This is a genomic window from Pseudomonas sp. 18.1.10, assembly GCF_024655625.1.
GTDB lineage: Bacteria > Pseudomonadota > Gammaproteobacteria > Pseudomonadales > Pseudomonadaceae > Aquipseudomonas.
In genome coordinates this window covers 1-22,970 of the sequence record NZ_JANLGL010000040.1, presented here as the reverse complement: position 1 = coordinate 22,970, position 22,970 = coordinate 1, and the positions used below count along the sequence as shown (strand labels likewise).

21 protein-coding genes are annotated in these 22,970 nt (G+C 60.5%); 20 read left to right on the top strand and 1 reads right to left on the bottom strand.

Going from position 1 to position 22,970, the window contains the following annotated elements; genetic code table 11:
• Positions 1-107 precede the first annotated feature (107 nt).
• From fabZ to ispD, 12 genes are all read left to right on the top strand, one after another.
• A complete protein-coding gene (gene fabZ / locus NUV89_RS09830) occupies positions 108-548 on the top strand; it encodes a 3-hydroxyacyl-ACP dehydratase FabZ (RefSeq protein ID WP_003172281.1) in 441 nt (146 codons plus the stop codon).
• On the top strand, positions 545-1,321 hold the full coding sequence (gene lpxA / locus NUV89_RS09825; protein WP_124526026.1) for an acyl-ACP--UDP-N-acetylglucosamine O-acyltransferase: 777 nt from the start codon (positions 545-547) through the stop codon (positions 1,319-1,321). The genes fabZ and lpxA overlap by 4 nt, the downstream gene beginning before the upstream one ends.
• A gap of 2 nt (positions 1,322-1,323) precedes the next feature.
• Positions 1,324-2,463, top strand: coding sequence for a lipid-A-disaccharide synthase (gene lpxB, locus NUV89_RS09820; protein ID WP_257781121.1), 1,140 nt, complete (start codon positions 1,324-1,326; stop codon positions 2,461-2,463).
• Positions 2,460-3,092: a ribonuclease HII gene (gene rnhB, locus NUV89_RS09815; protein ID WP_257781120.1), complete on the top strand. Its 633-nt coding sequence runs from the start codon at positions 2,460-2,462 to the stop codon at positions 3,090-3,092. The genes lpxB and rnhB overlap by 4 nt, the downstream gene beginning before the upstream one ends.
• A 77-nt stretch (positions 3,093-3,169) precedes the next feature.
• Positions 3,170-6,691, top strand: a complete 3,522-nt coding sequence (gene dnaE / locus NUV89_RS09810) for a DNA polymerase III subunit alpha (RefSeq protein ID WP_257781119.1) — start codon at positions 3,170-3,172, stop codon at positions 6,689-6,691.
• Between the two features lie 138 nt (positions 6,692-6,829).
• Positions 6,830-7,777: an acetyl-CoA carboxylase carboxyltransferase subunit alpha gene (locus NUV89_RS09805; RefSeq protein ID WP_017137153.1), complete on the top strand. Its 948-nt coding sequence runs from the start codon at positions 6,830-6,832 to the stop codon at positions 7,775-7,777.
• A 175-nt stretch (positions 7,778-7,952) separates the two neighbouring features.
• Positions 7,953-9,263, top strand: coding sequence for a tRNA lysidine(34) synthetase TilS (gene tilS, locus NUV89_RS09800; RefSeq protein WP_257781118.1), 1,311 nt, complete (start codon positions 7,953-7,955; stop codon positions 9,261-9,263).
• A 273-nt stretch (positions 9,264-9,536) separates the two neighbouring features.
• Complete coding sequence (locus NUV89_RS09795) at positions 9,537-11,168, top strand: CTP synthase (RefSeq protein ID WP_010212443.1); 1,632 nt, start codon at positions 9,537-9,539, stop codon at positions 11,166-11,168.
• Between the two features lie 5 nt (positions 11,169-11,173).
• Positions 11,174-12,019 carry a 3-deoxy-8-phosphooctulonate synthase gene (kdsA, locus tag NUV89_RS09790; RefSeq protein ID WP_010212442.1) on the top strand — a complete coding sequence of 282 codons (846 nt, stop codon included), beginning with the start codon at positions 11,174-11,176 and terminating at the stop codon, positions 12,017-12,019.
• Positions 12,020-12,176: 157 nt separating this feature from the next.
• Positions 12,177-13,466 carry a phosphopyruvate hydratase gene (gene eno / locus NUV89_RS09785; RefSeq protein ID WP_257781117.1) on the top strand — a complete coding sequence of 430 codons (1,290 nt, stop codon included), beginning with the start codon at positions 12,177-12,179 and terminating at the stop codon, positions 13,464-13,466.
• A gap of 171 nt (positions 13,467-13,637) precedes the next feature.
• Positions 13,638-13,916 (top strand): cell division protein FtsB, encoded by a 279-nt coding sequence (gene ftsB, locus NUV89_RS09780; RefSeq protein WP_003172294.1) that lies wholly within the window; start codon positions 13,638-13,640, stop codon positions 13,914-13,916.
• The gene (gene ispD / locus NUV89_RS09775) at positions 13,913-14,620 is read left to right on the top strand and encodes a 2-C-methyl-D-erythritol 4-phosphate cytidylyltransferase (RefSeq protein WP_257781116.1); all 708 of its coding nucleotides are present in this window, start codon (positions 13,913-13,915) and stop codon (positions 14,618-14,620) included. The genes ftsB and ispD overlap by 4 nt, the downstream gene beginning before the upstream one ends.
• Positions 14,621-14,749: 129 nt before the next feature.
• Here ispD and NUV89_RS09770 read toward each other — a convergent pair whose 3' ends face one another.
• The gene (locus NUV89_RS09770) at positions 14,750-15,646 is read right to left on the bottom strand and encodes a LysR substrate-binding domain-containing protein (RefSeq protein WP_257781115.1); all 897 of its coding nucleotides are present in this window, start codon (positions 15,644-15,646) and stop codon (positions 14,750-14,752) included.
• A 109-nt stretch (positions 15,647-15,755) separates the two neighbouring features.
• Between NUV89_RS09770 and NUV89_RS09765 the strand changes: the two genes are divergently transcribed.
• The 8 genes from NUV89_RS09765 to rpoS all read left to right on the top strand — a co-directional run bounded on the left by NUV89_RS09765 (position 15,756) and on the right by rpoS (position 22,875).
• The gene (locus NUV89_RS09765) at positions 15,756-16,868 is read left to right on the top strand and encodes an S-(hydroxymethyl)glutathione dehydrogenase/class III alcohol dehydrogenase (protein WP_257781114.1); all 1,113 of its coding nucleotides are present in this window, start codon (positions 15,756-15,758) and stop codon (positions 16,866-16,868) included.
• 8 nt (positions 16,869-16,876) lie between these two features.
• Positions 16,877-17,722: an S-formylglutathione hydrolase gene (gene fghA / locus NUV89_RS09760; protein WP_257781113.1), complete on the top strand. Its 846-nt coding sequence runs from the start codon at positions 16,877-16,879 to the stop codon at positions 17,720-17,722.
• A 54-nt stretch (positions 17,723-17,776) separates the two neighbouring features.
• Positions 17,777-18,250: a 2-C-methyl-D-erythritol 2,4-cyclodiphosphate synthase gene (gene ispF, locus NUV89_RS09755; RefSeq protein ID WP_257781112.1), complete on the top strand. Its 474-nt coding sequence runs from the start codon at positions 17,777-17,779 to the stop codon at positions 18,248-18,250.
• Positions 18,247-19,305 carry a tRNA pseudouridine(13) synthase TruD gene (truD, locus tag NUV89_RS09750; protein ID WP_124526017.1) on the top strand — a complete coding sequence of 353 codons (1,059 nt, stop codon included), beginning with the start codon at positions 18,247-18,249 and terminating at the stop codon, positions 19,303-19,305. The genes ispF and truD overlap by 4 nt, the downstream gene beginning before the upstream one ends.
• Entirely contained in the window at positions 19,293-20,042 is a 750-nt protein-coding gene (gene surE, locus NUV89_RS09745; protein WP_257781111.1) for a 5'/3'-nucleotidase SurE, read from the top strand. The genes truD and surE overlap by 13 nt, the downstream gene beginning before the upstream one ends.
• A gap of 41 nt (positions 20,043-20,083) precedes the next feature.
• Entirely contained in the window at positions 20,084-20,719 is a 636-nt protein-coding gene (locus NUV89_RS09740; RefSeq protein ID WP_177325361.1) for a protein-L-isoaspartate(D-aspartate) O-methyltransferase, read from the top strand.
• 209 nt (positions 20,720-20,928) lie between these two features.
• Positions 20,929-21,765, top strand: coding sequence for a peptidoglycan DD-metalloendopeptidase family protein (locus tag NUV89_RS09735; RefSeq protein WP_257781110.1), 837 nt, complete (start codon positions 20,929-20,931; stop codon positions 21,763-21,765).
• Positions 21,766-21,870: 105 nt separating this feature from the next.
• Complete coding sequence (gene rpoS, locus NUV89_RS09730) at positions 21,871-22,875, top strand: RNA polymerase sigma factor RpoS (protein ID WP_257781109.1); 1,005 nt, start codon at positions 21,871-21,873, stop codon at positions 22,873-22,875.
• Positions 22,876-22,970: the final 95 nt, after the last annotated feature.

The following is a 22,970-nucleotide window of genomic DNA, read 5'->3' as shown; positions in this document are numbered from 1 at the left end:
ACCATTTCCATATCAAGTGTGCACAGCCGCTAGACTTGCCTCCTTGATTTGCTAGCGGGGCGTGCTTTTAGTCCGCCCCCAATCTTTATTACAGGCTTCCCCCCGAAATGATGGACATCAACGAGATTCGCGAATACCTGCCTCACCGTTACCCGTTCCTGCTGGTGGACCGTGTAGTGGACCTCAATGTCGAGGAAAAGCGCATTCGTGCCTACAAGAATGTCAGCATCAACGAACCGTTCTTCAACGGTCACTTTCCCGCGCATCCAATCATGCCGGGCGTGTTGATCATTGAAGCGATGGCCCAGGCTGCCGGTATCCTTGGTTTCAAAATGCTCGACCTCAAGCCTGCCGACGGCACGCTTTACTATTTCGTGGGTTCCGACAAGTTGCGTTTCCGCAATCCGGTCACCCCGGGTGACCAGTTGATCCTGGAAGCCAAGTTCATCAGCTGCAAACGCCAGATCTGGAAGTTTGAGTGCCAGGCCTCGGTGGATGGCAAGCCGGTGTGCTCTGCCGAGATCATCTGTGCGGAACGCAAACTATGAGTTTGATTGACCCTCGCGCAATCATCGATCCGTCGGCCGTGCTGGCCGCCGACGTTGAGGTCGGCCCTTGGTCGATCATCGGCGCAGGTGTTGAAATCGGCGAGGGGACTGTCATCGGGCCACACGTGATCCTCAAAGGTCCGACCCGCATTGGCAAACACAATCGCATCTACCAGTTTTCCTCGGTAGGCGAAGACACCCCGGATATGAAGTACAAGGGTGAAGAGACACGCCTGGTAATCGGTGACCACAACATCATCCGAGAAGGCGTGACCATTCACCGTGGCACCGTGCAGGATCGTGCCGAGACCACGCTGGGTGATCACAACCTGGTCATGGCCTATGCCCACATCGGCCACGACAGCGTGATCGGCAACCACTGCATCCTGGTCAACAACACCGCGTTGGCCGGCCATGTGCACGTTGACGATTGGGCGATTTTGTCCGGTTTCACCCTGGTGCATCAGTACTGCCACATCGGCGCCCACAGCTTTTCCGGCATGGGCACCGCCATCGGCAAGGACGTCCCGGCGTTCGTCACTGTGTTCGGCAACCCGGCCGAAGCCCGCAGCATGAACTTCGAAGGCATGCGCCGTCGTGGTTTCAGCGAAGAAGCCATTCACGCCCTACGCCGTGCCTACAAGGTGGTTTACCGCCAGGGCTTGACGGTTGACCAGGCCCTGACCGAACTGGCCGAGCCGTCCGCGTTGTTCCCGGAAGTTGCGATATTCCGTGACTCGATCCAGGCATCGACCCGCGGCATCACCCGCTAATCATGGCCAATCTGCGTATTGCGCTGGTCGCCGGTGAAGCTTCCGGCGACATCCTGGGCGCAGGCCTGATGCGGGCCCTCAAGGCCCAGCATCCTGCGGTTGAATTTATCGGCGTGGGTGGCCCGCTGATGCAGGCCGAAGGCCTCACGTCCTACTTTCCCATGGAGCGCTTGTCGGTCATGGGCTTGGTGGAGGTGCTGGGCCGTCTGCGTGAGCTGCTGGCTCGGCGCAAGCTGCTGATTCAGACCCTGATCGAAGAAAAGCCTGACGTCTTTATTGGCATCGACGCGCCGGACTTCACCCTCAATATCGAACTCAAGTTGCGTCAGGCCGGGATCAAGACCGTGCACTATGTCAGCCCGTCCGTGTGGGCGTGGCGGCAGAAGCGCGTGCTGAAGATCCGCGAAGGCTGCGACCTGATGCTGACCCTGCTGCCGTTCGAGGCCAGGTTCTACGAAGAAAAGGGCGTGCCGGTGCGGTTTGTCGGCCACACCCTGGCCGATGCCATCCCGCTGGAAGCCGATCGCGCGGCGGCCCGTGCTGAACTGGGCTTGCCCGACGGTCCGCTGGTGGCGTTGATGCCGGGCAGCCGGGGCGGCGAAGTCGGGCGGTTGGGTGCGTTGTTCTTCGATGCGGCCGAACGGCTGATGGCCCTGAAGCCGGGCATCCGTTTCGTGTTGCCATGTGCCAGCCCACAACGCCGGGCACAAATCGAAACCTTGCTTGAAGGTCGCAACTTGCCGTTGACCCTGCTCGACGGCCAATCGCACCTGGCCCTGGCGGCCTGTGATGCCGTGCTGATCGCCTCGGGCACCGCGACCCTGGAAGCGCTGCTGTACAAGCGCCCGATGGTCGTGGCCTATCGCCTGGCGCCGCTGACGTTCTGGATTCTCAAGCGCATGGTCAAAAGCCCCTACATCTCCTTGCCCAACCTGCTGGCCCAGCGCCTGTTGGTGCCGGAGTTGTTGCAGGACGATGCAACGCCCGAAGCCCTGGCGCAAACCGTATTACCCCTGATCGACGGCGGCGAAGAGCAGACCCGTGGTTTTGACGCCATTCATCGCGTCCTGCGCCGTGATGCGTCGAACCAGGCGGCGGATGCCGTGCTGACCTTGATCGGGCAAAAACAGGAAACAGTATGACGACGCAAATGGGCCTGGACTTCAGCCTGGTGGCCGAAGCCCACGAGCTGGTGGCCGGTGTGGATGAAGTGGGTCGCGGCCCGCTGTGCGGTGCGGTGGTGACGGCGGCGGTGATCCTTGATCCGAACCGCCCGATCCTCGGCCTCAATGACTCGAAAAAACTCACCGAAGCCCGCCGCGAAAAGCTCTTTGATGAGATCTGTGAAAAGGCCCTGAGCTGGCACATTGCCCGGGCCGAAGTCGAAGAAATCGACGAGCTGAACATCCTCCACGCCACCATGCTCGCCATGCAGCGCGCGGTCGAAGGCCTGCACATCACCCCGAAAATGGCGATGATCGACGGCAACCGCTGCCCCAAGCTGGCGATGCCGTCTGAGGCGGTGGTCAAGGGTGATAGCAAGGTACCGGCGATTGCCGCCGCATCAATCCTGGCCAAAGTCAGCCGCGATCGTGAAATGGCTGCTTTCGAATTGGTCTACCCGGGTTACGGGATTGGCGGGCACAAAGGCTACCCGACGCCCGTTCATCTGGAAGCCCTGGCGCGCCTCGGCCCCACACCCATCCATCGTCGTTCGTTCGCCCCGGTTCGCCTGGCTTACGAGGCGCGGGAAGCGCTCGGCGAGCTGTAGTCGCGAGGCTGATGTTTTGCTCAAGGCCCGGTACAATCCCGGGCCTTGTTGTTTCTAAGTTTCTAGACAGGATCACTATGCCGGCTTCATTCGTTCACCTGCGCCTGCACACTGAATACTCCCTGGTCGACGGCCTGGTACGGATCAAACCGCTGGTCAAAACCCTGGTGGGCATGAACATGCCTGCGGTAGCGGTTACCGATCAGAACAACATGTGCTCCCTGGTCAAGTTCTACAAAAACGCCATGGGTGCCGGCATCAAGCCGATCTGTGGCGCCGACCTGTGGCTGTCCAACAAAGACCCGGACAACGCCCTGAGCCGCATCAGCCTGCTGGCGATGAACGGTGTTGGTTACCGCAACCTCACCGAGTTGATTTCCCGTGGTTTCATCGATGGCCAGCGCAATGGCTCGATCATCATCGAGCGCGAATGGGTGGCCGAGGCCAGCGAAGGCCTAATCATGCTGTCGGCCGCCAAAGAGGGCGAGATCGGTCTCGCGCTGCTGGGCGGCAACCCGCAGGAAGCCGAAGTGCTGGCCCGCGAGTGGATGCAGGTGTTCCCGGATCGTTTCTATCTGGAAGTGCAGCGCACCAACCGCCCCAACGACGAAGAGCACCTGCACGCCGCCGTGGCCCTGGCTGACACGCTGGGCGCGCCGCTGGTGGCGACCAACGATGTGCGTTTCATCAAGAAGGAAGATTTCGAGGCCCACGAAACCCGCGTGTGCATCGGCGAAGGCCGGGCCCTGGATGACCCGCGCCGTTCGAAAAACTACAGCGAAGAGCAATACCTCAAAAGCGCCGACGAGATGGCCGAGTTGTTCAGCGACCTGCCCGAGGCCCTGGAAAACTCCGTCGAAATCGCCAAGCGCTGCAATATCGAAGTGAAGCTGGGCAAGCACTTCCTGCCCAACTTCCCGATTCCCGATGGCATGACCATCGACGAATATTTCCGCAAGGTGTCGTTCGACGGCCTGGAAGAGCGGCTCACCGTTCTGCTGCCCAAAGACACCACCGAAGACTACGAGGCCAAGCGCCAGGTCTATGTCGACCGGCTGAATTTCGAGCTGGATATCATCATCCAGATGGGGTTCCCCGGTTACTTCCTGATCGTAATGGACTTTATCCAGTGGGCCAAAAGCAACGGCGTACCGGTGGGCCCGGGCCGGGGGTCGGGTGCCGGCTCGCTGGTGGCCTATGTACAGAAGATTACCGACCTCGACCCGCTGGAATATGACCTGCTGTTCGAACGGTTCCTGAACCCGGAACGGGTCTCCATGCCCGACTTCGACGTCGACTTCTGCATGGACGGTCGCGACCGCGTGATCGAATACGTGGCCGAGAAATACGGCCGCAATGCCGTAAGCCAGATCATCACCTTCGGTTCCATGGCGGCCAAGGCGGTAATCCGTGACGTGGCGCGGGTGCAGGGCAAGTCCTACGGCCTGGCGGATCGCCTGTCGAAGATGATCCCGTTCGAAGTCGGCATGACCCTGGAAAAGGCCTACGAGCAGGAAGAAATCCTGCGCGACTTCATCAAGGTCGATGAAGAAGCCGCCGAAATCTGGGACATGGCGCGCAAGCTTGAAGGCGTGGTGCGTAACGTCGGTAAACACGCCGGTGGTGTGGTAATTGCTCCTACCAAACTCACCGACTTTTCGCCGATCTATTGCGACGAAGCCGGCGACGGCCTGGTAACCCAGTTCGACAAGGATGACGTGGAGGCGGCCGGCCTGGTGAAGTTCGACTTCCTCGGCCTGCGTACCCTGACCATCATCGACTGGGCGCTCAAGACCATCAACCGCGAGCGCGCCAAGGTGGACGAAGCTCCGCTGGATATCGCGTTTATCCCGCTGGACGACAAACCGACCTACCAGTTGCTGCAAAAAGCCGAAACCACGGCGGTGTTCCAGCTTGAGTCGCGGGGCATGAAAGAGCTGATTAAAAAGCTCAAGCCCGACTGCCTGGAAGACTTGATCGCACTGGTGGCCCTGTTCCGTCCGGGCCCGCTGCAATCGGGCATGGTGGACGACTTCATCAACCGTAAGCACGGTCGCGCCGAGCTGGCTTACCCGCACTCCGACTACCAGTACGAAGGCCTCAAGCCCGTCCTGGCGCCGACCTACGGCATCATCCTGTATCAGGAACAGGTGATGCAGATCGCTCAGGTCATGGCCGGCTACACCCTTGGTGGTGCGGACATGCTGCGGCGGGCCATGGGTAAGAAAAAACCCGAGGAAATGGCCAAGCAGCGCGGCGGTTTCATTGAAGGTTGCGCCACCAACAATATCGATGCCGACCTGGCCGGTAACATCTTCGACCTGGTGGAAAAATTTGCCGGTTACGGCTTCAACAAATCCCACTCCGCTGCGTACGGCCTGGTGTCGTACCAGACCGCCTGGCTGAAAGCCCACTACCCGGCGCCGTTCATGGCCGCGGTACTCTCGGCGGATATGCACAACACCGACAAGGTCGTGACCTTGATCGAGGAAGTGCGCACCATGAAGCTGCGCCTCGACGCGCCGGACGTGAACGCCTCGGAGTTCAAGTTCACGGTGAACGACGAAGGCCGCATTATTTATGGCCTGGGCGCGATCAAGGGCGTGGGCGAGAGCCCGGTGGAGGCGATTGTCGAAGCGCGTCAGAGTGGGCCGTTCGCGGATCTGTTCGACTTCTGCGCACGGGTCGACCTCAAGCGCATCAATAAACGGACCCTCGATGGCCTGATCCGCAGCGGCGCACTCGACCGTCTCGGCCCGTATTTCCACGATGAGCCCAAGGCTTACCAGGCCAACATCGATCGTAACCGTGCGGTGCTGCTGACCGCCATGGAAGAGGCGATCAAGGCCGCCGAACAGACCGCCCGCACCCACGACAGCGGCCACGCCGACCTGTTTGGCGGCTTGTTCGTCGAAGAAGATGCAGACGTCTACGGCAACCATCGCAAGGCCAAGGAGCTGACCCTCAAGGAGCGTCTCAAAGGTGAGAAAGACACCTTGGGCCTGTACCTGACCGGTCACCCGATTGACGAGTACGAAGGCGAAATCCGCCGTTTTGCCCGCCAGCGCATCATCGACCTGAAGCCGGCCCGCGACACCCAGACCGTTGCCGGCATGATTATCGCCTTGCGGGTGATGAAGAATAAAAAGGGCGACAAGATGGGTTTCATCACCCTCGACGACCGCTCGGGCCGCATCGAAGCGTCGCTGTTTGCCGACGCGTTCCACTCGGCGCAGTCGTTGTTGCAGACCGATGCCATGGTGGTGGTGGAAGGGGAGGTCAGCAATGACGATTTCTCCGGCGGCCTGCGCCTGCGGATCAAGCGGGTCATGAGCATGGAAGACGCGCGCACCAACCTGGCCGAAAGCCTGCGCCTGAAGGTGAAAACCGAGGCGCTCAAGGGCGATCAGCTACGCTGGTTGGGCGACTTGCTCAAGCGCCACCGTGGCGCGTGCCCGGTGACCATGGAGTACACCGGCAGCGACGCCAAGGCGATGCTGCAGTTCGGCGAGACCTGGCGAATTGATCCCGCGGATGGCTTGATTCAAGCTTTGCGTGACCAGTTCGGGCGAGACAACGTCTTCCTCCAATACCGTTGATGGCCAGGTGGCAGTAATTAGCCTGATCTCGACTGAACATTTAATCTCGACCTAAACGCGCCTCTCCCTTAAGGTAGGGCGCGAATAGACCACCGGCTGGCCAGGCACTCCTTGGCCGTCGACCCAAGACGGACGCTTATGAACCCGAATTTTCTTGATTTCGAACAGCCGATCGCTGACCTGCAAGCCAAGATTGAAGAACTGCGCCTGGTCGGCAATGACAATTCGCTGAATATCGGCGATGAGATCGCTCGCCTGCAGGACAAGAGCAGCACCCTGACCGAAGATATCTTCGGCAAGCTGACCAGCTGGCAGATCGCGCGCCTGGCTCGCCACCCGCGCCGCCCGTACACCCTGGACTACATTCAGCACATCTTCACCGAATTCGACGAGCTGCATGGCGACCGCCACTTCTCCGACGACGCGGCCATCGTGGGCGGTATCGCTCGCCTGGACGACCAGCCGGTGATGGTCATCGGCCACCAGAAAGGCCGTGAAGTGCGCGAAAAAGTCCGCCGCAACTTCGGCATGCCGCGCCCGGAAGGCTACCGCAAGGCCTGCCGCCTGATGGAAATGGCCGAACGCTTCAAGATGCCGATCCTGACCTTCATCGACACCCCGGGTGCTTACCCGGGTATCGACGCCGAAGAGCGCAACCAGAGCGAAGCCATCGCCTGGAACCTGCGCGTCATGTCCCGCCTGAAAACCCCGATCATCGCCACCGTGATTGGCGAAGGTGGTTCCGGCGGCGCACTGGCCATTGGCGTGTGCGACCAGTTGAACATGCTGCAATACTCGACCTACGCGGTGATCTCGCCGGAAGGTTGCGCCTCGATCCTGTGGAAAACCGCCGAAAAGGCGCCGGACGCTGCCGAAGCCATGGGCATCACCGCCGATCGCCTCAAAGGCCTGGGTATCGTGGATAAAGTCATCGCCGAACCATTGGGCGGCGCTCACCGCGACCCGGCTGCTGCTGCCGCGACCATCCGTGCTGAACTGGGCTCGCAACTGGCGATGCTCAAGAAGCTGGATAACGAAGCGCTGTTGAAGCGTCGTTATGAGCGTCTGATGAGCTACGGCCTGTAAGGTCTACGCAGCCCTCAATGTGGGAGCTGGCTTTTGTGGGAGCTGGCTTGCCTGCGATAGCATCACCTCGGTACAACTGATGTATCGAGGTGACTGCATCGCAGGCAAGCCAGCTCCCACATTTGCTTTGTGTATGCTTGGCCAATGTATTCCAGCTTTGCGGCGATGATGTGTGATGAAAACAACTTTGCACGCCAAACTCCTGCAAACCCTTGCCCCCTGGCGCAACGCCCAGGCTTGGCATATCGCGTTTTCCGGCGGTCTTGATTCCACTGTCCTGCTGCACCTCTTGGCCAACACCGAAAGTCTTCCCCCGCTCAACGCCATCCATGTCCACCACGGCCTGCAAACCGCCGCCGACGCTTGGCCAGCTCATTGCCAATCGATCTGCGACCGCCTGGGCGTGCCCCTGCGCGTCATGCGCGTACAGGTCGAGCCCGGCGCCAGCCTTGAGCGTGCAGCCCGTGAGGCGCGCTACCAGGCGTTTGCCGAGGTGACAGGGGCGGGTGAGGTGTTGCTGACCGGCCAGCATCGCGACGATCAGGCTGAGACCCTGCTGTTCCGCCTGCTGCGTGGGGCAGGGGTGCGGGGGTTGGCGGCAATGCCGATGCACCGCCCCTTGGCGAATGGTCATTTGGTGCGGCCGTTGCTGGATGTCTCGCGTGCCGAACTGGAGGCCTATGCCCGCGAACACCAACTCACGTGGATTGAAGATCCCTCCAACGCTGACCCTCGGTTTTCGCGCAACTACCTGCGCCACCGGGTATTCCCGTTGCTGACGGAGCGTTGGCCGCAAGCTGTCAGCAGCCTTGCACGCACCGCCGAACACCTGAGTGAAGCCCAAGGCCTGCTTGATGAGCTGGCGCAGATGGACCTGCATGCCGCCGATCGGCCGTCGCCGTTTCCTTGGCTTGCACTGCCGTCGTTGGCTCTTGCGCCATTGCGAGAACTTTCCGACGCCCGCCAGCGCAACGTCCTGCGTCACTGGCTGACCCCGCTGACCCGTTTGCCCGACAGCGATCACTGGGCCAGTTGGTATTCCCTGCGCGATGCCAAGCGTGATGCGCAGCCGCTGTGGCGCCTTGCCGACGGCGAACTGCACCGTTGCGCCGAGCGCATCTGGTGGGTGCCCGCCGCTTGGTCGGATTTTTCCGACGCATCGGTGAGCTGGCCCGATCCGCAAAACCCACTAGAGTTACCCGGCAATGGTCGGTTGGAAGGGGTCGGCAAGCCGCCCGCAGGCCCGCTGCAGATCCGCTATCGTCAAGGCGGCGAAATTGTCGAAGTGCCCGGCCGCGGCCGCCGAGACTTGAAGCGTCTGCTGAATGAAGCTGGCTTGCCGGGCTTCATGCGTGGCAGATTGCCGCTGCTGTATCAGGGCGAGCAATTGCTGGCGGTCCCAACCCTCGCTGGGCTATGGCCCGACTCGACGGGCGACTGGCAATTACATTGGATGCCACAGACGTGCGATCAAGGTTTGAGCTGATAGAGCCTTTCCGGTAGACTACGCTCCCTTCTTGATACAACTTCTGTGGATTCGCCTGAATCGCAGCAGTTGCCGATTACCAAGCAGTCTTTGCTGGGCGATTCCAAAAAATGTGTAGCGATCAACGTACCGGTGTTTCATTGCTGGTCTGTCACAACGCGGCGGTTTTTTTGAAAGGTGCACTGTGATTAATGCAGGTGATCGGGGGCTTCGGCCTCTCTTCGCTTTCCCCGGCGGCTCGGACCGCTTTAACGCAGACTTCTAGGGTTTTTCATGACGCGCTACATATTCGTCACGGGCGGTGTTGTTTCTTCATTGGGGAAAGGCATCGCATCGGCTTCATTGGCGGCCATCCTGGAGGCGCGGGGACTTAAGGTCACCATGCTCAAGCTGGACCCGTACATCAACGTTGACCCGGGCACCATGAGCCCGTTCCAGCACGGTGAAGTGTTCGTCACCCACGACGGCGCCGAGACCGACCTGGACCTGGGCCACTACGAGCGGTTCATCCGCACGACCATGACCCAGAACAACAACTTCACCACCGGCCGTGTCTACGAGCACGTGCTGCGCAAGGAGCGCCGTGGTGACTACCTGGGTGCAACCATCCAGGTGATCCCGCACATCACCGACGAAATCAAGCGCCGCATCATCAAGGGTGCAGGCGATGCCGACGTGGCGATGGTCGAGATCGGTGGCACCGTGGGTGACATCGAATCCCAACCGTTCCTCGAAGCCATCCGCCAGCTGCGTTTCGAAGTCGGCGCCAAGCGCGCGATGCTGATGCACCTGACCCTGGTCCCGTACATCGCCACCGCCGGCGAAACCAAAACCAAGCCTACCCAGCACTCGGTCAAGGAACTGCGTTCCATCGGCCTGCAGCCGGACGTGCTGGTGTGCCGCTCCGATCACCCGATCGACATTTCCTCGCGTCGCAAGATCGCGCAATTCACCAACGTTGAAGAACGTGCGGTGATCGCGCTGGAAGACGCCGACACCATCTACAAGATCCCGGGCATCCTGCATTCGCAAGGCCTGGACGATTTTGTGGTCGAGCGTTTCGGCCTGCAATGCAACGGCGCGGACCTGTCCGAGTGGGAAGCCGTGGTGGACGCCAAGCTCAACCCTGAGCACGAAGTGACCATCGCCATGGTCGGCAAGTACATGGAACTGCTGGACGCGTACAAGTCGCTGATCGAAGCGATGAGCCACGCCGGTATCAGCAACCGTACCAAGGTCAACCTGCGCTACATCGACTCCGAAGACATCGAGAACCAAGGCACTGCCTTGCTCGAAGGTGTGGACGCGATCCTCGTGCCAGGCGGTTTCGGCCTGCGTGGCGTGGAAGGCAAGATCACCGCAGTGCAGTACGCTCGTGAAAACAAGGTGCCGTACCTGGGTATCTGCCTGGGCATGCAAGTAGCCGTTATCGAGTTCGCCCGTAACGTGCTGGGCTGGAAAGACGCCAACTCCACCGAGTTCGACAGCAAGAGCGGCCACCCGGTCGTGGGCCTGATTACCGAGTGGGAAGATGCCACTGGCGCGGTCGAGACCCGTACCGAAGCTTCCGACCTGGGCGGCACCATGCGCCTTGGCGCGCAAGACTGCCTGCTGGAGCCGGGCTCGCTGGTTCACGATTGCTACGGCAAGGACGTGATCGTCGAGCGTCACCGTCACCGCTACGAAGTGAACAACAACCTGCTGCCGCAAATCAAAGAGGCTGGCCTGAAAATCTCCGGTCGCTCCGGTGATGGCGCGTTGGTTGAAGTGGTTGAAGCACCGGATCATCCATGGTTCGTCGCTTGCCAGTTCCACCCGGAGTTCACCTCGACGCCGCGCGACGGTCACCCGTTGTTCAGCGGTTTCGTCAAGGCCGCACTGACGCAACACCAGAAGAAGGCGTAACCCTGATGGCCCAGAAGATCATTCGCGTCGGCGACATCGAGATTGCCAACGACAAGCCCATGGTGCTGTTCGGCGGCATGAACGTGCTGGAAAGCCGCGACATGGCGATGCAGGTCTGTGAAGAGTACGTCAAGGTCACCGAGAAACTCGGTATCCCTTACGTGTTCAAGGCCAGCTTCGACAAGGCCAACCGTTCGTCCGTGACCTCCTATCGCGGCCCGGGCCTTGAAGAAGGCATGCGGATCTTCCAGGACATCAAGCAAGCCTTCGGCGTGCCGATCATCACCGACGTCCACGAGCCTGAACAGGCTGCCGTGGTCGCCGAGGTGTGCGACATCATCCAGTTGCCGGCCTTCCTGTCGCGCCAGACCGACCTGGTCGTGGCGATGGCCAAGACCGGTGCTGTGATCAATATCAAGAAAGCCCAGTTCCTCGCGCCCCAGGAGATGAAACACATCCTGAACAAGTGCGTGGAAGCGGGTAACGACCAGTTGATCCTCTGCGAGCGTGGTTCGAGCTTCGGCTACAACAACCTCGTGGTGGACATGCTCGGTTTCGGCATCATGAAACAGTTCGAATACCCGGTGTTCTTCGACGTGACCCACGCGCTGCAAATGCCCGGTGGTCGCGCCGATTCCGCTGGCGGGCGCCGTGCCCAGGTGCTCGACCTGGCCAAGGCCGGCATCAGCCAGTCCCTGGCGGGCCTGTTCCTCGAAGCCCACCCGGACCCGGACAACGCCAAGTGCGACGGCCCTTGCGCTTTGCGCCTGGACAAGCTGGAGCCGTTCCTGGCTCAGCTCAAGCAGTTGGACGAACTGGTCAAGAGTTTTCCGACGGTAGAGACCGCGTAAGCCGCGTTTCTCCGGTAAAGTATCCCACGCTAAATGCTCAGGCCCCCGGGCCTGAGCCTTGTCGCCTGCAAGCCTGCCCCGTTGTTCCACCCTTGCGGTCGGTCAAAAGTTTTCCTTCAGCTGCGTCGTTTTCGTCAACTTTGGAGTGTTTACAACAATGGCAAAAATCGTCGACATCAAAGGTCGTGAAGTTCTCGACTCCCGTGGCAACCCCACCGTCGAAGCCGACGTGCTTCTCGATAATGGCATCACTGGCAGCGCCTGCGCGCCGTCCGGTGCGTCTACCGGTTCGCGCGAAGCGCTGGAACTGCGTGATGGCGACAAGAGCCGTTACCTGGGCAAAGGTGTACTCAAGGCTGTAGCCAACATCAACGGCCCGATCCGCGACCTGCTGCTGGGTAAAGACCCGGTTGACCAGAAAGCCCTCGACCTGGCGATGATTAAGCTCGACGGCACCGAAAACAAAGGCAGCCTGGGCGCCAACGCCATCCTCGCCGTATCCCTGGCTGCGGCCAAGGCTGCTGCCCAGGACCAGGACCTGCCGCTGTACGCCCACATCGCCAACCTGAACGGCACCCCGGGTGTCTACTCGATGCCGGTGCCGATGATGAACATCATCAACGGTGGCGAGCACGCCGATAACAACGTCGACATCCAGGAATTCATGGTGCAGCCGGTTGGCGCCAAGTCCTTCTCCGAAGGCCTGCGCATGGGTACCGAGATTTTCCATCACCTCAAGGCTGTACTGAAGGCCCGTGGCCTGAGCACTGCCGTGGGTGACGAAGGTGGTTTCGCCCCGAACCTGGCGTCCAACGAAGATGCACTGAAAGTGATCTCCGAAGCCGTGGCCAACGCTGGCTACAAGCTGGGCACCGACGTGACCCTGGCCCTGGACTGCGCGGCCAGCGAGTTCTTTGAGGACGGCAAGTACAACCTGTCCGGCGAAGGCCAGGTGTTCAACTCCGAAGGTTTCGCCGAATACCTGAAGGGTCTGACCCAGCGCTACCCGATCATCTCGATCGAAGACGGCCTGGACGAGTCCGACTGGGATGGCTGGAAAATCCTGACCGACAAGATCGGCGAGAAAATCCAGCTGGTGGGCGACGACTTGTTCGTGACCAACACCAAGATCCTGAAAGAAGGCATCGACAAGAAGATCGCCAACTCGATCCTGATCAAGTTCAACCAGATCGGCACCCTGACCGAAACCCTGGAAGCCATCCAGATGGCCAAGGCTGCGGGCTACACCGCCGTGATCTCCCACCGCTCCGGCGAAACCGAAGACTCGACCATTGCCGACCTGGCCGTGGGCACTTCGGCGGGCCAGATCAAGACCGGCTCCCTGTGCCGCTCCGATCGCGTTTCCAAGTACAACCAATTGCTGCGTATCGAAGAGCAACTGGCTGGCAAAGCCAAGTACAACGGTCGCGATGAGTTTCGCGGCTGAGCTGTAAATGGTAAAAAGTCGGCGGATTGCGTCGGAAAAAACACGACAGTGTAGATTTCGACGCTAATCTCATGGCTATCTAGCACAAGCCTGGTTCTTCCAGGCTTCGTGCTATCAGTTGCTGCAAAAGTTTTACATGGCTGTCTTTTTTCACTGGATACCCGGATTTCGATGCGCAGTCCCAATTGGTTGTTCCTCGTCTTGCTCTTGTTGCTGGCTGGCCTGCAGTACCGCCTATGGGTGGGTAATGGCAGCTTTGCGCAGGTAAAAGACCTGACCCAGCAAATTGCCGACCAGCACGCCGAAAACGAACGCCTGCTGGAGCGCAACCGCGTCCTCGATGCCGAAGTGCTTGAGCTGAAAAAAGGCACGGAGACCGTGGAAGAACGGGCTCGCCATGAGTTGGGCATGGTCAAGGAGGGCGAGACCCTCTACCAGTTGGCCCAATGAGTACCGATTTGCCGGCCTTCTGGGCCGTGATTCCTGCCGCGGGCGTCGGTGCCCGTATGGCTGCGGACCGTCCCAAGCAATATTTGCAACTGGGCGGGCGCACTATTCTCGAACACAGCCTTGGCTGTTTTCTCGACCATCCCACGCTCAAGGGCCTGGTGGTCAGTCTTGCTGCTGATGATCCCTACTGGCCCAACCTGGCCTGTGCTGCCGATCCGCGCATCCAGCGTGCCGACGGTGGTACGGAGCGTTCGGGTTCGGTGCTCAATGCGTTGCTGCAATTGAATGCCCTGGGCGCCAGTGATGATGATTGGGTGTTGGTACACGATGCGGCGCGACCTAACCTGAGTCGCGATGATCTTGATAAGTTGCTGATGGAACTGGCGGACGACCCCGTTGGCGGCCTGTTGGCCGTGCCGGCCCGCGATACGCTCAAGCGCGTCGACAAGCACGGGCGGGTGGTGGAAACCGTTGATCGCAGCCTGATCTGGCAAGCTTATACGCCGCAGATGTTCCGCCTCGGTGCCTTGCATCGCGCGTTGGCCGACAGTTTGGTGGCGGATGCGGTGATTACCGATGAGGCCTCGGCCATGGAGTGGTCCGGGCAGGCGCCGCGCTTGATTGAGGGGCGCTCGGATAACATCAAGGTGACTCGGCCGGAGGATTTGGAGTGGTTGCGGTTGCGGTGGGCTAACCGTAGGTAGTCAGTTGCACCGAGTCGACTTCATCGCAGGCAAGCCAGCTCCCACATTTGACCGCGTTTATCCTGTAGGAATACGGTCAAATGTGGGAGCTGGCTTGCCTGCGAAGAGGCCGGTACAAACAACCCATAATCACTGGCTGTACTCCGGCCTTTCAGCCAACCCCGCCTTCAAAAAATCCACCAACTTGCGCACCTTCGGCGACAAATGCCGCTGCTGCGGATACAACGCCCACACCGCCGTGTTCGGCGGCTGATGCGCCTCCAGCAACGACACCAGCGCCCCACTGTGCAGATGCTCCAGCACGTAATAATCCGGCAACTGGCACAACCCCACGCCTTGCAGTGCTGCATTCAGCACCGCCTGCCCACTGTTGCAGCGCCAGTTTCCCTGCACCCGCTGGGAAAATTCCCGCCCGTCTTGGGCCAGTTGCCAGATGTCCGAACTGCCGATCAGGCAGTTATGCCGAGTCAATTCCGACAAGCTATGTGGCCTGCCATACCGTGCCAGGTAGGACGGTGACGCACACAGGTACATGCGCCGCGGTGCCAGGCGGCTGGCAACCATGCGCGAATCCTGCAGGCGCCCCAGGCGAATCGCCAGGTCGAGGCCTTCGTGCACCAGGTCCAATTGGCGATTGCTCAGCTCTATATCCACGCGCAATTGCGGGTACAACGCCATGAACCGCGTCACCAACGGCACGATAAACCGCTCGCCATAGGCCACGGCGCAGGTCATGCGCAACATGCCCTTGGGCTCGCTGGTGAGGTCGCCGACCGCGCGCAGGGCCTCTTCGCGACCGTCCTGCAGACGTTGGCAATGTTGCAGAAACGTCTGGCCGGCTTCGGTCAGGGTGACCTTGCGGGTACTGCGATAGAGCAGGCGCGTCTGCAAGCGTTCTTCCAGGCGCGCAACCTGTCGGCTGATGTGGGACGACGACACGCCCAGCCGCTCGGCAGCCGCCGTGAACTGGCTGCATTCAGCGACGGCGACGAACTCATCGATGCCTTCCCAGCGGTTTTCCAACATCGCGATTATCCCTGTGTAGCAATAATGTTTTGCTTTTGTCTGGATTATTCATCACTCGGCCTTGTTTTACACTCTGCGCCTCAGTTTTTAACTCCATGGAGAAACCCGGATGATTAAGTCCCGCGCCGCCGTAGCCTTCGAAGCCAAGAAACCTCTTGAAATCGTTGAAGTGGATGTCGCCATGCCCAAGGCTGGCGAAGTGCTGTTGCGTGTGATCGCGTCCGGCGTGTGCCACACCGACGCCTACACCCTGTCGGGCGCGGACCCGGAGGGCATCTTCCCGTCGATCCTTGGCCACGAAGGCGGTGCCGTGGTGGAAGCCATCGGCGAGGGCGTGACCTCGGTAGCCGTGGGCGACCACGTGATCCCGCTGTACACCCCGGAATGCGGCAAGTGCAAATTCTGCCTGTCGGGCAAGACCAACCTGTGCCAGGCCATCCGTTCCACCCAGGGCAAAGGCTTGATGCCGGATGGCACCACGCGTTTCTCCTACAAAGGTCAGCCGATTTTCCACTACATGGGCACCTCGACGTTCTCCGAGTACACCGTGCTGCCGGAAATTTCCGTGGCCAAGATTCCCAAAGAAGCACCGCTGGAAAAAGTCTGCCTGCTGGGGTGTGGCGTCACTACCGGTATCGGTGCAGTGCTCAACACGGCCAAGGTCAAGCCGGGCGACACCGTGGCCATCTTCGGCCTTGGCGGTATCGGCCTGTCGGCGGTGATCGGTGCGGTCAAGGCCAAGGCCGGTCGCATCATCGCCATTGACATCAACCCGGCCAAGTTCGAAATCGCCAAGCAACTGGGCGCCACCGACTGCATCAACCCGAAAGACTACGATCGCCCGATTCAGGATGTGATTGTCGATTTGACTGACGGCGGCGTGGACTTTTCCTTCGAGTGCATCGGCAACGTGCAACTGATGCGTGCCGCCCTTGAGTGCTGCCATAAAGGCTGGGGCGAGTCGGTCATCATCGGCGTAGCGGGCGCTGGCCAGGAAATTTCCACGCGCCCATTCCAGTTGGTGACCGGTCGCGTCTGGCGCGGTTCGGCCTTCGGTGGCGTGCGCGGTCGTACCGAATTGCCAAGCTACGTGGAGATGGCCCAGACCGGCGAGATCCCGCTGGACACCTTCATCACCCACACCATGGGCCTGGAAGACATCAACAAAGCGTTTGACCTGATGCACGAAGGCAAGAGCATCCGTACCGTCATCCACTTCTGAGGTCGGCCATGAGTCTGGAAAACCTGTCGTGCCAGAAAAGCTTTGGCGGCTGGCATAAACGCTACAAGCATCACTCCGATGTACTCGGTTGCGACATGACCTTTGCCGTCTACCTGCCGCCGCAAGCGGAGCAGGGCGGCAAGTTGCCAGTGCTTTACTGGCTGTCGGGACTGACCTGCACCGATGAAAACTTCATGCAGAAGGCCGGCGCCCAGCGCATGGCCGCCGAGCTGGGGCTGATTATCGTCGCGCCGGACACCAGCCCACGTGGCCCGGGTGTGCCGGGCGACCCGGACAACGCCTGGGATTTTGGCCTGGGCGCCGGCTTCTATCTGAATGCGACCCAGGAACCCTGGGCCAAGCACTATCGGATGCATGACTACGTGGTGCAGGAATTGCCGGCGTTGGTCGAAGCGCATTTCCCGGCTTCGGACAAGCGTGGCATCAGCGGCCACTCCATGGGCGGCCACGGTGCGCTGGTCTGTGCGCTGCGCAATCCTGGGCGTTACCTGTCGGTGTCGGCGTTTTCGCCGATCAACAACCCGATGGATTGCCCGTGGGGCCAGAAAGCCTTCTCCCGTTACCTGGGGGAAGAACGTGCGAAGTGGCGTGAGTGGGACGCTTGCGTGCTGATTGGCGAAGCCTCGGAAAAGCTGCCATTGCTGGTGGATCAGGGCGACCGCGACGACTTCCTCGCCGTGCAGCTCAAGCCCGAAGCCTTGCAGCAGGCTGCGAAGGCGGCCGGTCATCCGCTGGAACTGCGCCTGCAACCCGGCTACGACCACAGCTACTTCTTTATCGCCAGCTTCATCGAAGAGCATTTGCGACATCATGGCCGCGCTTTGCTCGGTTAATGTGTGGCAAAAGTAGGTAGAATCACGCCCTGAATTAAATCGGGGCGTTTTTTTATGCGTATTGGCCACGGCTACGATGTGCACCGTTTCGCTGAGGGCGATTTCATCACCTTGGGTGGCGTGCGCATTGCACACCACCATGGGTTGCTCGCTCATTCCGACGGCGACGTTGTGTTGCATGCCTTGAGCGATGCCTTGCTCGGCGCGGCGGCGTTGGGTGATATCGGCAAACATTTTCCAGACACCGATCCCAACTTCAAGGGGGCGGACAGTCGCGTCCTGCTGCGCCACGTGGTAGGCCTGATCCACGCCAAGGGCTGGAAGGTCGGCAACGTCGATAACACCATCGTGGCCCAGGCACCGAAAATGGCCCCCCATATCGAATCGATGCGCGCGCTGATTGCCGCGGATCTGCAAATAGAATTGGATCAAGTGAACGTGAAAGCCACCACCACCGAAAAGCTCGGGTTTACCGGTCGTGAAGAGGGCATCGCGGTGCACTCCGTCGCCTTGTTGCTGCGCGCATGAACGACCTGCAACTGTTGGGCCCACGGGCCTATGGCGAGGCGTTGGGCAGTGCCGTGCTGAAGGCCACTGCTGAAGATTTCCAGGTCGATGAAGTGCTGGACATCCCGTTGACTGGCGATGGCGAGCACCTGTGGTTGTGGGTCGAGAAACGTGGCCTCAATACCGAAGAAGCCGCGCGGCGCATCGCCAAGGCCGCTGGCGTACCGTTGCGTACCGTCAGTTATGCCGGGCTCAAGGATCGCCAGGCGCTGACGCGCCAGTGGTTCAGCGTGCAGTTGCCGGGCAAGGCTGATCCAGACATGAGCGGTGCGGAAAACGACACGCTCAAGATCCTCAAGATGGCCCGCCACAAACGCAAGTTGCAACGCGGTGCGCATTCGGCGAACGGCTTCACCTTGCGCCTGACCCAATTGGCCGGCGATACCGCCGCCATCGACGCGCGCTTGCAACTGATTGCCCAGCACGGGATTCCCAACTATTTCGGCGCCCAGCGTTTTGGCCACAACGGCGGCAACGTGGTTGATGCCCGTGAGTGGGCGGCGCGCAAGGCCTTGCCGGAGCAGCGCAATGTGCGTTCGCGGCTGTTGTCCACGGCGCGCAGTTTCCTCTTCAACAAGGTGTTGGCGGCGCGTGTTGCCGACGGTTCCTGGCAGCGCGCCCAAGTCGGTGACCTGCTGGCGTTTACCGACAGCCGCAGCTTTTTCCCGGCCGGCGAGGCTGAATGCAGCGACCCGCGCCTGGCGATCCTCGACCTGCACCCGACCGGGCCGCAGTGGGGTGAGGGCGATTCGCCCGCCAGCGGTGCGACCCATGCGCTGGAGCAGGCCGTCGCCGCCAGCGAAGCTGAGCTGCGCGATTGGCTGGTGAATGCGGGCATGAGCCAGGAGCGGCGCATTCTGCGACTGCCCATTGGCGGGTTGACGTGGCATTATCCCGGGCCTGACATTCTGCAATTGGAATTCGTCCTGCCGGCCGGATGCTTCGCCACTGTCTTGGTGCGCGAGCTTGTTGATCTGGTGCCGGTGGGGCAGACGGACAGCCCATGCGTATTCTGATATCAAACGATGACGGTGCCACCGCACCCGGTCTTGCCGCGCTCTATGCTGCGCTGGAAGATTACGCCGAGTGCGTGGTGGTTGCCCCCGACCAGGACAAGAGCGGCGCCAGCAGTTCGCTGACGCTCGACCGTCCGCTGCACCCGCAGGTTCTGGCCAACGGCTTTATCAGCGTGAACGGCACCCCCACCGACTGCGTCCACCTGGCGATCAACAGCCTGTTGGACCGCGAGCCGGACCTGGTGGTGTCGGGCATCAACCTCGGCGCCAACCTGGGTGACGACGTGCTGTATTCCGGCACCGTGGCGGCGGCCCTTGAGGGGCGCTTCCTCGGCCGTACTTCGTTCGCCTTCTCATTGGCTTCGCGCCAATTGGACAACCTGCCCACCGCCGCCTATTTCGCGCGCAAGCTGGTGGAGGCCCATGGTTCCCTGGACCTGCCGCCGCGTACGGTGCTCAACGTCAATATCCCCAATTTGCCCCTTGACCACATCCGTGGCATCCAGCTGACGCGCCTGGGCCACCGTGCCCGTGCGGCAGCGCCGTTGAAGGTGGTCGACCCGCGTGGCAAGGAAGGGTATTGGATCGCTGCGGCCGGCGATGCCGAAGACGGCGGCCCGGGCACAGACTTTCATGCGCTGATGCAAGGTTATGTATCGATTACGCCGTTGCAACTTGATCGCACCTTCAGTGATGCCTTCAGTAGCCTCGATGGCTGGCTGGAGGCGCTGAACTGATGGGCCGCGAACAAGACGACCTGCTGCGCCGGGGCATCGGGATGACCTCCCAGCGCACCCGCGAGCGTTTGATCCAGCGCCTATACGAAGAGGGGCTGTCCAACGCCCAGGTGCTGGAAGTGATCCGGCGTACGCCTCGGCACTTGTTTGTCGACGAGGCCCTGGCGCATCGCGCCTATGAAGACACCGCGCTGCCCATCGGCCACAACCAGACCATCTCCCAGCCGTACATGGTCGCGCGCATGAGCGAGCTGCTGCTGGCGGCGGGGCCACTGGACAAGGTGCTGGAGATCGGCACCGGCTCGGGCTACCAGACAGCGGTGCTGTCGCAGTTGGTGGAGCGGGTGTTTTCGGTGGAGCGCATCAAGGTCCTGCAGGACCGCGCCAAGGAGCGCCTGGCCGAGTTGAACCTGCGCAACGTGGTGTTTCGCTGGGGCGATGGCTGGGAAGGGTGGCCGGCGCTGGCGCCTTACAACGGCATTATCGTCACCGCCGTGGCCACGGATGTGCCCCAGGCGTTGCTCGATCAATTGGCCCCGGGCGGGCGGTTGGTGATCCCGGTGGGTTCCGGCGAAGTGCAACAATTGATGCTCATCATCCGAGAAGACGAAGGTTTTTCACGGCATGTACTGGGCGCCGTGCGCTTCGTCCCGTTGCTCAATGGCCCGCTGGCCTGATCATTTGTGCGCCGGCAGTGAATTCTGCTGGCGAGGATGTGTCTTACGCCGGGGTCTGTAGAGTCAACATGATGGGTCACCGGGATTAAACATGATGAATTTTTCGTTTCAGTCGTGTGCCGGTAAAAACCCAATGCCCAGTTATACTTGCGTCATATTTCAAGCCTGATACAGGCATTCATGTTCAGCCACCATAAAGGGAGCGGCGGGTGAGTCTCACAGGTCTTGCGCAGCGTATGAGTAAAACAAGCTTTCAGCGACTGGTGCTTGGCCTTGTCTTGAGTTCCTTGCTGGTGGGGTGTTCCAGCTCGCCAAGCAGCGGCGCGCGGGTGGTTGACCGCAATAGCGCGGTACCGCAAAAGCCGACGGTGACTACCGGCCAGTATGTGGTGCGCAAGGGCGACACGATGTTCTCGATCGCCTTCCGTTATGGTTGGGATTACAAGGCACTCGCAGCCCGTAACAATATTCCTGTGCCATACACGATACATCCGGGCCAGACGATTCGCTTTGACGGACGCACCGGTTCAACGCCGGCGACCGTGGTGACAAACAGCAGCTCTTCGCCGTCGTCTTCGAGCAAAACCACCCTCATCACCCGGCCTGCAGGCACCGCCGCGCCTAGTGTCGCGAGCAAACCTGCACCTGCGCCACTGCCGCCTGCCGGACCCGCACCGACGGGTTGGGGATGGCCCTCAAACGGAGTGCTGATTGGAAAATTCTCTTCAAACGGTAGTTTGAATAAAGGCATTGATATCGCCGGGGATTTGGGACAGCCTGTTTTAGCTGCGTCTGATGGGACAGTGGTGTACGCCGGGAGTGGTTTACGGGGCTACGGCGAGCTGGTCATCATCAAACACAGCGATACCTACGTCAGTGCCTACGGACATAACCGCAGGCTGTTGGTTCGGGAGGGGCAGCAGGTCAAAGTCGGACAGACAATTGCCGAAATGGGGTCAACTGGTACAGACCGGGTGAAACTGCACTTTGAGATTCGCCGCCAAGGGAAACCTGTAGATCCGCTGCAATTCCTGCCCCGTCGTTGATTTGTTGTCAGCCTGTTCCCTCACGTAGAAGGAACAGGCTCCAGTGTTGCCAAGGATAAAGGCGACGCTTGAGCTTGAGGTCGAACTCACCAAAGGACTATAACAATGGCTCTCAGTAAAGAAGCGCCGGAGTTTGACATCGACGATGAGGTTCTCCTTATGGGAGAGCACACCGATACGGAATCGATGTCGAATGAGGGACCTGCTGTACCTTCAGTTCGCACCAAATCCAAGAACTCCACCGCGTTAAAGCAACACAAATACATTGATTACACGCGGGCGCTCGATGCGACCCAGCTGTACCTCAATGAAATCGGTTTTTCCCCTCTGCTCACTCCCGAAGAAGAAGTCCATTTTGCGCGCTTGTCGCAAAAGGGCGATCCGGCCGGGCGCAAGCGCATGATTGAAAGCAACCTGCGCCTGGTGGTGAAAATCGCCCGGCGGTATGTCAATCGTGGGCTGTCCCTGTTGGACCTGATCGAGGAGGGCAACCTCGGCTTGATCCGGGCGGTGGAGAAGTTCGATCCAGAGCGGGGCTTCCGCTTTTCGACCTACGCCACCTGGTGGATTCGCCAGACCATCGAACGGGCGATCATGAATCAGACCCGCACGATCCGGTTGCCGATCCATGTGGTCAAGGAGCTCAACGTCTACCTGCGGGCGGCGCGTGAGCTTACCCAGAAACTCGATCATGAACCTTCGCCCGAAGAAATCGCCAACCTGCTGGAAAAGCCGGTAGGGGAGGTCAAGCGCATGCTCGGCTTGAACGAGCGCGTGTCTTCGGTCGATGTCTCGCTGGGTCCGGATTCGGATAAAACCCTGCTGGACACCCTGACGGATGATCGGCCTACAGATCCTTGTGAGCTGTTGCAGGATGATGATCTGTCCCAAAGCATTGACCAATGGCTGTCTGAGCTCACGGACAAGCAGCGTGAGGTGGTGATTCGCCGCTTCGGCCTGCGCGGCCATGAGAGCAGCACCCTGGAGGATGTCGGCCTGGAGATCGGCCTGACCCGTGAGCGGGTGCGGCAGATCCAGGTGGAAGGGCTCAAGCGCTTGCGTGAGATCCTGGAGAAGAATGGCTTGTCGAGTGAGTCGTTGTTCCAATAACGGCGCACGCTGAAAGTGTGGGAGCCAGGCTTGTGTGGGAGCTGGCTTGCCTGCGATAGCATCACCTCGGTTTATCAGTTACACCGAGGCGCTGC

What these genes read in the sequence shown, in the direction of transcription:
- kdsA (WP_010212442.1), top strand. Translation starts at nt 11,174, where the DNA reads ATGGCCCAGAAGATCATTCGCGTCGGCGACATCGAGATTGCCAACGAC.
- NUV89_RS09770 (WP_257781115.1), bottom strand. Translation starts at nt 15,646, where the DNA reads ATGTTGGAAAACCGCTGGGAAGGCATCGATGAGTTCGTCGCCGTCGCT.
- NUV89_RS09805 (WP_017137153.1), top strand. Translation starts at nt 6,830, where the DNA reads ATGAACCCGAATTTTCTTGATTTCGAACAGCCGATCGCTGACCTGCAA.
- NUV89_RS09765 (WP_257781114.1), top strand. Translation starts at nt 15,756, where the DNA reads ATGATTAAGTCCCGCGCCGCCGTAGCCTTCGAAGCCAAGAAACCTCTT.
- surE (WP_257781111.1), top strand. Translation starts at nt 19,293, where the DNA reads ATGCGTATTCTGATATCAAACGATGACGGTGCCACCGCACCCGGTCTT.
- NUV89_RS09795 (WP_010212443.1), top strand. Translation starts at nt 9,537, where the DNA reads ATGACGCGCTACATATTCGTCACGGGCGGTGTTGTTTCTTCATTGGGG.
- fghA (WP_257781113.1), top strand. Translation starts at nt 16,877, where the DNA reads ATGAGTCTGGAAAACCTGTCGTGCCAGAAAAGCTTTGGCGGCTGGCAT.
- lpxA (WP_124526026.1), top strand. Translation starts at nt 545, where the DNA reads ATGAGTTTGATTGACCCTCGCGCAATCATCGATCCGTCGGCCGTGCTG.
- rnhB (WP_257781120.1), top strand. Translation starts at nt 2,460, where the DNA reads ATGACGACGCAAATGGGCCTGGACTTCAGCCTGGTGGCCGAAGCCCAC.
- rpoS (WP_257781109.1), top strand. Translation starts at nt 21,871, where the DNA reads ATGGCTCTCAGTAAAGAAGCGCCGGAGTTTGACATCGACGATGAGGTT.
- ispD (WP_257781116.1), top strand. Translation starts at nt 13,913, where the DNA reads ATGAGTACCGATTTGCCGGCCTTCTGGGCCGTGATTCCTGCCGCGGGC.
- NUV89_RS09740 (WP_177325361.1), top strand. Translation starts at nt 20,084, where the DNA reads ATGACCTCCCAGCGCACCCGCGAGCGTTTGATCCAGCGCCTATACGAA.
- dnaE (WP_257781119.1), top strand. Translation starts at nt 3,170, where the DNA reads ATGCCGGCTTCATTCGTTCACCTGCGCCTGCACACTGAATACTCCCTG.
- tilS (WP_257781118.1), top strand. Translation starts at nt 7,953, where the DNA reads ATGAAAACAACTTTGCACGCCAAACTCCTGCAAACCCTTGCCCCCTGG.
- ispF (WP_257781112.1), top strand. Translation starts at nt 17,777, where the DNA reads ATGCGTATTGGCCACGGCTACGATGTGCACCGTTTCGCTGAGGGCGAT.
- fabZ (WP_003172281.1), top strand. Translation starts at nt 108, where the DNA reads ATGATGGACATCAACGAGATTCGCGAATACCTGCCTCACCGTTACCCG.
- ftsB (WP_003172294.1), top strand. Translation starts at nt 13,638, where the DNA reads ATGCGCAGTCCCAATTGGTTGTTCCTCGTCTTGCTCTTGTTGCTGGCT.
- truD (WP_124526017.1), top strand. Translation starts at nt 18,247, where the DNA reads ATGAACGACCTGCAACTGTTGGGCCCACGGGCCTATGGCGAGGCGTTG.
- lpxB (WP_257781121.1), top strand. Translation starts at nt 1,324, where the DNA reads ATGGCCAATCTGCGTATTGCGCTGGTCGCCGGTGAAGCTTCCGGCGAC.
- eno (WP_257781117.1), top strand. Translation starts at nt 12,177, where the DNA reads ATGGCAAAAATCGTCGACATCAAAGGTCGTGAAGTTCTCGACTCCCGT.